The organism is Stenotrophomonas sp. P5_A8, from assembly GCF_056400545.1.
The window spans coordinates 1-6001 of record NZ_JBFULB010000235.1 but is presented as its reverse complement, the minus strand read 5'-3'; the positions used below and the strand labels follow the sequence as shown (position 1 = coordinate 6001).

The following is a 6001-nucleotide window of genomic DNA, read 5'->3' as shown; positions in this document are numbered from 1 at the left end:
GTGCAGGGCCTTGTGCCGCAGGCCCTTCGTCGGCCGCCGACGGCCGTAGATCGCGGCAACCTGACTTTCTCCGCCAACCGTCGGATAATCACCGGTCCGGCCGCATTGCGGCGCGAATCGATGTGAACCGATGGCAATCCATTCCTCCGTACTTGAACTCATTGGCCAGACCCCGATCGTCAAGGCCCAGCGCCTGGACACCGGCGTCTGCGAGCTTTATCTCAAGCTCGAAAGCGCCAATCCCGGAGGATCGATCAAGGATCGCATCGGCCTGTCGATGATCGAAGCCGCTGAAAAGCGCGGTGACCTCAAGCCGGGCGCGACCCTGGTCGAGGGCACCGCCGGCAACACCGGCCTGGGCCTGGCGCTGGTCGCCCAGCAGAAGGGCTACAAGCTGATCCTGGTCGTACCCGACAAGATGAGCCGCGAGAAGATCTTCAACCTCAAGGCGATGGGCGCCGAAGTGCGCCTGACCCGGTCGGATGTGGCCAAGGGCCATCCGGAGTACTACCAGGACATGGCCCAGCGCGTGGCCGAGGAAACCCCGGGCGCGTACTTCATCAACCAGTTCGGCAACCCGGACAACCCGGCGGCGCATGAGTTCGGCACCGGTCCGGAGATCCTGGCACAGATGGACGGCGACCTGGACGCGATCGTGTTCGGTTGCGGCAGCTCGGGCACCATGACCGGCCTGTCGCGCGCGTTCGCCACCGCCTCGCCGAAGACCGAACTGGTGCTGGCCGATCCGGTCGGCTCGATCCTGGCCGAGTACATCAACGACGGCGTGCTCAACGACAAGTCCGGCAGCTGGCTGGTGGAAGGCATCGGCGAGGACTTCCTGCCCTCGATCGCCGACTTCAGCCGCGTCACCAAGGCCTATGCGATCAGCGATGCCGAGAGCTTCCATACCGCGCGCGAGCTGCTGGGCAAGGAAGGCATCCTCGGCGGCTCCTCCACCGGCACCCTGCTGGCTGCCGCGCTGAAGTACTGCAAGGAGCAGACCACCCCGAAGAAGGTGCTGGTGCTGGTCTGCGACACCGGCAACAAGTACCTGTCCAAGATGTACAACGACTACTGGATGCTGGACAACGGCTTCCTGGAGCGCCCGCAGTCGGGCGATCTGCGCGACCTGATCCTGCGCCCGTACGGCCAGCGCGACACCGTGGTGATCGGGCCGAAGGACCTGCTGACCACCGCCTACCAGCGCATGAAGCTGTACGACGTGTCGCAGCTGCCGGTGATGGACGGCGACCAGCTGGTGGGCATCGTGGACGAAAGCGACGTGCTGTTGCATGTCTACGGCGACGAAGCCCGCTTCCGCGACCCGGTCGCCACGGCGATGGTCAGCAAGCTGGACCGGCTGGACGTGAAATCGCCGATCGAGGCCCTGCTGCCGGTGTTCGACCGCGGCCAGGTCGCCATCGTCATGGACGGCACCGCCTTCCTGGGCCTGATCACCCGCATCGACCTGCTGAACTACCTGCGCCGCCGGGTCCAGTAAACCGCCCCGCGCCGGCCGCAGCTGCTCTGAATCAGCGTTTATCCGCGTCAACGGTCAATTAAGCCGCCGCTGATAGACTTCCGCTCCTTTTGCGGGAGCCCCTACCGGGGCTCTCCATTGCTGGGAAACAACATGTCCGACCACGCTTTCTCCGGGCACGGCAACCGTGCACTTGCCCTGGCTACCCTGGCCATCCACGGCGGACAGTCGCCCGATCCGAGCACCGGCGCGGTGATGCCGCCGATCTACGCGACCTCCACCTACGCCCAGTCCAGCCCCGGCGAACACCAGGGCTTTGAGTACTCGCGCACCCACAATCCCACCCGCTTCGCCTACGAGCGCTGTGTGGCCTCCCTGGAAGGCGGCAGCCGCGGCTTCGCGTTCGCCTCGGGCATGGCCGCCAGCTCCACGGTGATGGAGCTGCTGGACGCCGGCAGCCACGTGGTGGCGATGGACGACATCTACGGCGGCACCTTCCGCCTGTTCGAGCGCGTGCGTAAGCGCACCGCCAACCTGCAGTTCAGCTTCGTGGACCTGACCGACCTGGCCGCCTTCGAGGCCTCGATCACCGAGCAGACGAAGATGGTCTGGATCGAAACCCCGACCAACCCGATGCTGAAGATCGTGGACATCGCCGCGGTGGCCGCCATCGCCAAGCGCCACGGCCTGATCGTGGTGGTCGACAACACCTTCGCCTCGCCGATGCTGCAGCGCCCGCTGGRACTGGGCGCGGACCTGGTCCTGCACTCGGCCACCAAGTACCTCAACGGGCACTCGGACATGGTCGGCGGCATGGTGGTGGTCGGCGACAACGCCGAACTGGCCGAGCAGATGGCGTTCCTGCAGAACTCCATCGGGGGCGTGCAGGGGCCGTTCGACAGCTTCCTGGCCCTGCGCGGCCTGAAGACCCTGCCGCTGCGCATGAAGGCCCATTGCGCCAACGCGCTGGCCCTGGCCCAGTGGCTGGAGACCCACCCGGCGGTGGAGAAGGTGATCTACCCCGGCCTGACCTCGCACCCGCAGCATGAACTGGCCACGCGCCAGATGAACGGCTACGGCGGCATCGTCTCGATCGTGCTCAAGGGCGGATTCGCGGCGGCCAAGCGCTTCTGCGAGAAGACCGAGTTGTTCACCCTGGCCGAGTCGCTGGGCGGGGTGGAAAGCCTGGTGAATCATCCGGCGGTGATGACGCATGCGTCGATCCCGGTGGAACGCCGGGAGCAGCTGGGGATCAGTGATGCGCTGGTCCGGCTGAGCGTGGGGGTTGAGGAGTTGGGGGATCTGCAGGTGGATCTGGAGCAGGCGCTGTTGGCTGGGAACTCCTGATCGATGCAGAAGCACGCCAACCTGCTGTTCCTGTTCCGCCAGCTGCTGGGGCGTGAGCTGGCCGCCCGTTATCGCACTACCACGTTGGGCGTCCTGTGGCTGGTGCTGCAGCCGGTGCTCATGCTCTGCGTTTACACCCTGGTCTTCAGCGGCGTCTTCAAGGCACGCTGGGCAGGGGCCGAATCGACCGGTGACTTCGCCCTGATGCTGTTCGCCGGGCTGGTGCCGTTCACCCTGTTGTCCGAGGTGCTGGTTACCGCTCCGGGGATCATCGCTGGGCAGCCCAACTTCGTGAAGAAGGTAGTGTTCCCGCTGCCGGTGCTGTCCATGGTGAAGGTGGCGGCCGCGCTGACGACCGCTGGGATCGGCTTGCTGATCCTGCTCGTCGCGCAAACCTGGCAATCCGGCCTGCCCTCGGCCTGGGCGCTCACCGCGCCGCTGATTCTGCTGGAAATGACCCCGATGCTGCTGGCGATTGCCTGGTCGTTGTCCGCGCTGGGCGTCTATCTGCGCGACATCGGCCAGTTCGTCGGCATCCTGAGCAGCGTGCTGCTGTTCCTGAGCCCGATCTTCTTCCCGGCCAAGGCGATGCCTCCGGCCGTGGCCGGGCTGATCCACTTCAATCCACTGGTGACCCCGATCGAACAGCTGCGCGCGGTCACGGTCCAGAACGCGGCGCCTGACCTGGCTGTGCTGCTGCCCCACTTCACGCTGTCGGTGATCTTCGCGCTTGTCTCCTACGCTCTCTTCCGTCGCCTCTCGCGCGGATTCTCGGACGTCCTATGAACAGCCCACTTCCCGCTGACACGGCAACCCTTGCCGACGCGGCGATCGAAGTCCTGAATGTCACCAAGGACTATCCGGTCTACGCCAGCCCGCGCGATCGCCTGATGTCCCTGCTGCGGCCGTCCGGTGATCGCGCCAGCCGTACCTTCCGTGCTCTGGATGGGGTCAATCTGGTCGTGCCCCGCGGCGAGACCGTTGGCATCATCGGCCGCAACGGGGCAGGCAAGTCCACCTTGCTGCAGATCCTCTGCGGGACGGTCCGCCCGACCTCCGGGTCGGTGAACATCCATGGCCGTTTCGCCGCGCTGCTCGAACTCGGCGCGGGCTTCAATCCAGATTTCTCAGGGCGCGACAACGTCTACCTGAGTGCCTCGCTGCTGGGTCTGAGCCGCAAGGAAGTAGACGACAAGCTGGAGTCGATCATCGCCTTCGCCGACATCGGCGATTTCTTCGATCGGCCCGTGAAAACGTACTCAAGCGGCATGTACGTGCGCCTCGCGTTCTCGGTGGCCATCCATACCGAGCCGGACGTGCTGATCATCGACGAAGCGCTGTCGGTGGGTGACATCCGCTTCCAGATGAAATGCCTTGCCCGGATCGAGCAGATCCGCGCGCGCGGCGCCACCATCCTGTTCGTCTCGCATTCGCTGGAGCAGGTAAAGCGCTTCTGCCAGACCGCCCTGTGGCTGGAAGGCGGCAAGGTCAAGCTGCATGGCGAGGCCAGTTTCGTCGCCGATCGATTCCGCGACTATGAACTGGGGCGCGAGCAGGCAAGTGAGGCGGCGGCCGAGACGTGTCGTGCGCCACGCCCGGATAGCATCCCCGCGCACCTGGAGACGGTTGCGTTGAGCACGGACATGCTCGCGCCATTCGAGCCGTTGAGCGTGGACATCAGCTATACCGTGGTCGACGACGCGGTGCAGGGTCTGTTGCTCGGCGTGGCGATCAAGGGCATGGATGGTTTGCACATCTTCGGTCCAAATACCTATCTGGAGCGCGTGCAGATCCCGACCTCGCGTGGGTCGCACCGCGTCACCTATCACATTCCTTCGATGACCCTGCTCACCGGCACGTACCGTGTCGATGTGGGCCTGTTCACCGACAAGGGCCTGGTCTGCCTGGACTACCTGTCCGAAGCCAGCGTATTCACCGTGGCTGCGCCCTATTTCAGCGAAGGCGTGGTCTATATCCCCCATGAGTGGAAGGTCCATGACGTCGACGCTTCTTGATATCCCGTTCGACCATTACCAGCGTTACGCTGCGGCCGCACACCTGCTCCAGACCCTGGGGCTCGACGCGCCGAGCGTGCTGGAGGTAGGGGCCAATCGGCAACGCCTGCTGGGCCAGTTCCTTCCGCAGGCGACCTTCCTGTACACCGACCTTCACGTTGAGGGTGACGAGAAGGACTTCGTTGTCGCCGATGCAACCGCGCTGCCGTTTACCGACCAGCAGTTCGATGCGGTGGTGTCCCTGGACGTGCTTGAGCATATTCCCGCCGATCTGCGCACGCGCGCCATCGCAGAAATGGCGCGTGTTGCAGGTCGCGCCGTGATCGTCGGTTTTCCGCCCGAGCGGCCCTGGGTGGAGCAGGCCGAGGTGGAGGCCAACGGGCGTTGGCATGAGTTGTTCGGTGAAGATTACGTGTGGCTGCAGGAGCACAAGGAGTTCGGCCTGGTGCAGACGGCCGAGGTCGTGCAGACCTTCGAAGCCGCCGGCATGGAAGTACTGCGCTTTGGCCAAGGCAATGCCACTTTGTGGGCAAGCTTGATGGGCACGCATTTCATCAAGGTCAAGTTCCCCGAGCTGGAACCCTTGGTGGAAGCGGCCGATCGCCTGTACAACAGCCGGGTTTTTGCCGGCGACCATAGCGATGAGCCGTACCGCGAGTACTACGTTGCCGTGCGCCGTGACACCGATGCCGCGCGCCTGCGGGCCAATCCTCCCTTCCAGGCCGGGTCGGACGCGGAAGCGACTGCCCTGCTGAGCGGGTTGGCCAAGGGCCTGCGCGCTTTGGGGCTCCGTGCCAACAACGCGGAGCGCGAGTGGGAATCCACGGCCCGGATGCTGGACGCCTACATCGCAGACTTGGCGGTAGCCAAGCGCGAATGGGGCGCTGCTGCCAACTACGCCCAGCAGTTGCAGGCGGCCAAAGACGAAAGCGATGCAGGTTGGCTGGCCCGTGACGTCGAGAGCCAGACGGCCCTTCAGCACGCCCGGGAAGAGCTCCACGCAATGGTGCAGACCGTCTCCCAGCGCGACGAGCAACTCGCGCAGGCCGAGCAGCGTCTGCTGCAGGAGCGCGAGCAGCAGGATCAGGCGCGCCGCAGGCTGGAAAGCCAGCGGGCGGACGATGCGGCCGCCTACACACGGTCGCGCAGGAAATGGAAG

At 65.2% G+C, this 6001-nt stretch carries 5 protein-coding genes; all 5 read left to right on the top strand.

The window, feature by feature from the left end; translation table 11 throughout:
• The first annotated feature begins 130 nt into the window (after nt 1–130).
• Entirely contained in the window at nt 131–1501 is a 1371-nt protein-coding gene (locus AC1DQP_RS14995) for a pyridoxal-phosphate dependent enzyme (protein WP_478051906.1), read from the top strand.
• Between the two features lie 132 nt (nt 1502–1633).
• The gene (locus tag AC1DQP_RS14990; RefSeq protein ID WP_478051905.1) at nt 1634–2827 is read left to right on the top strand and encodes a cystathionine gamma-synthase; all 1194 of its coding nucleotides are present in this window, start codon (nt 1634–1636) and stop codon (nt 2825–2827) included.
• 3 nt (nt 2828–2830) lie between these two features.
• Nucleotides 2831–3613: an ABC transporter permease gene (locus AC1DQP_RS14985; protein WP_256775315.1), complete on the top strand. Its 783-nt coding sequence runs from the start codon at nt 2831–2833 to the stop codon at nt 3611–3613.
• Entirely contained in the window at nt 3610–4842 is a 1233-nt protein-coding gene (locus AC1DQP_RS14980) for an ABC transporter ATP-binding protein (RefSeq protein ID WP_457318215.1), read from the top strand. The genes AC1DQP_RS14985 and AC1DQP_RS14980 overlap by 4 nt, the downstream gene beginning before the upstream one ends.
• A partial coding sequence (locus AC1DQP_RS14975) for a class I SAM-dependent methyltransferase (protein ID WP_478051904.1) occupies nt 4823–6001 on the top strand: 1179 nt, incomplete at its 3' end. The genes AC1DQP_RS14980 and AC1DQP_RS14975, both read left to right, overlap by 20 nt.

What these genes read in the sequence shown, in the direction of transcription:
- AC1DQP_RS14980 (WP_457318215.1), top strand. Translation starts at nt 3,610, where the DNA reads ATGAACAGCCCACTTCCCGCTGACACGGCAACCCTTGCCGACGCGGCG.
- AC1DQP_RS14985 (WP_256775315.1), top strand. Translation starts at nt 2,831, where the DNA reads ATGCAGAAGCACGCCAACCTGCTGTTCCTGTTCCGCCAGCTGCTGGGG.
- AC1DQP_RS14995 (WP_478051906.1), top strand. Translation starts at nt 131, where the DNA reads ATGGCAATCCATTCCTCCGTACTTGAACTCATTGGCCAGACCCCGATC.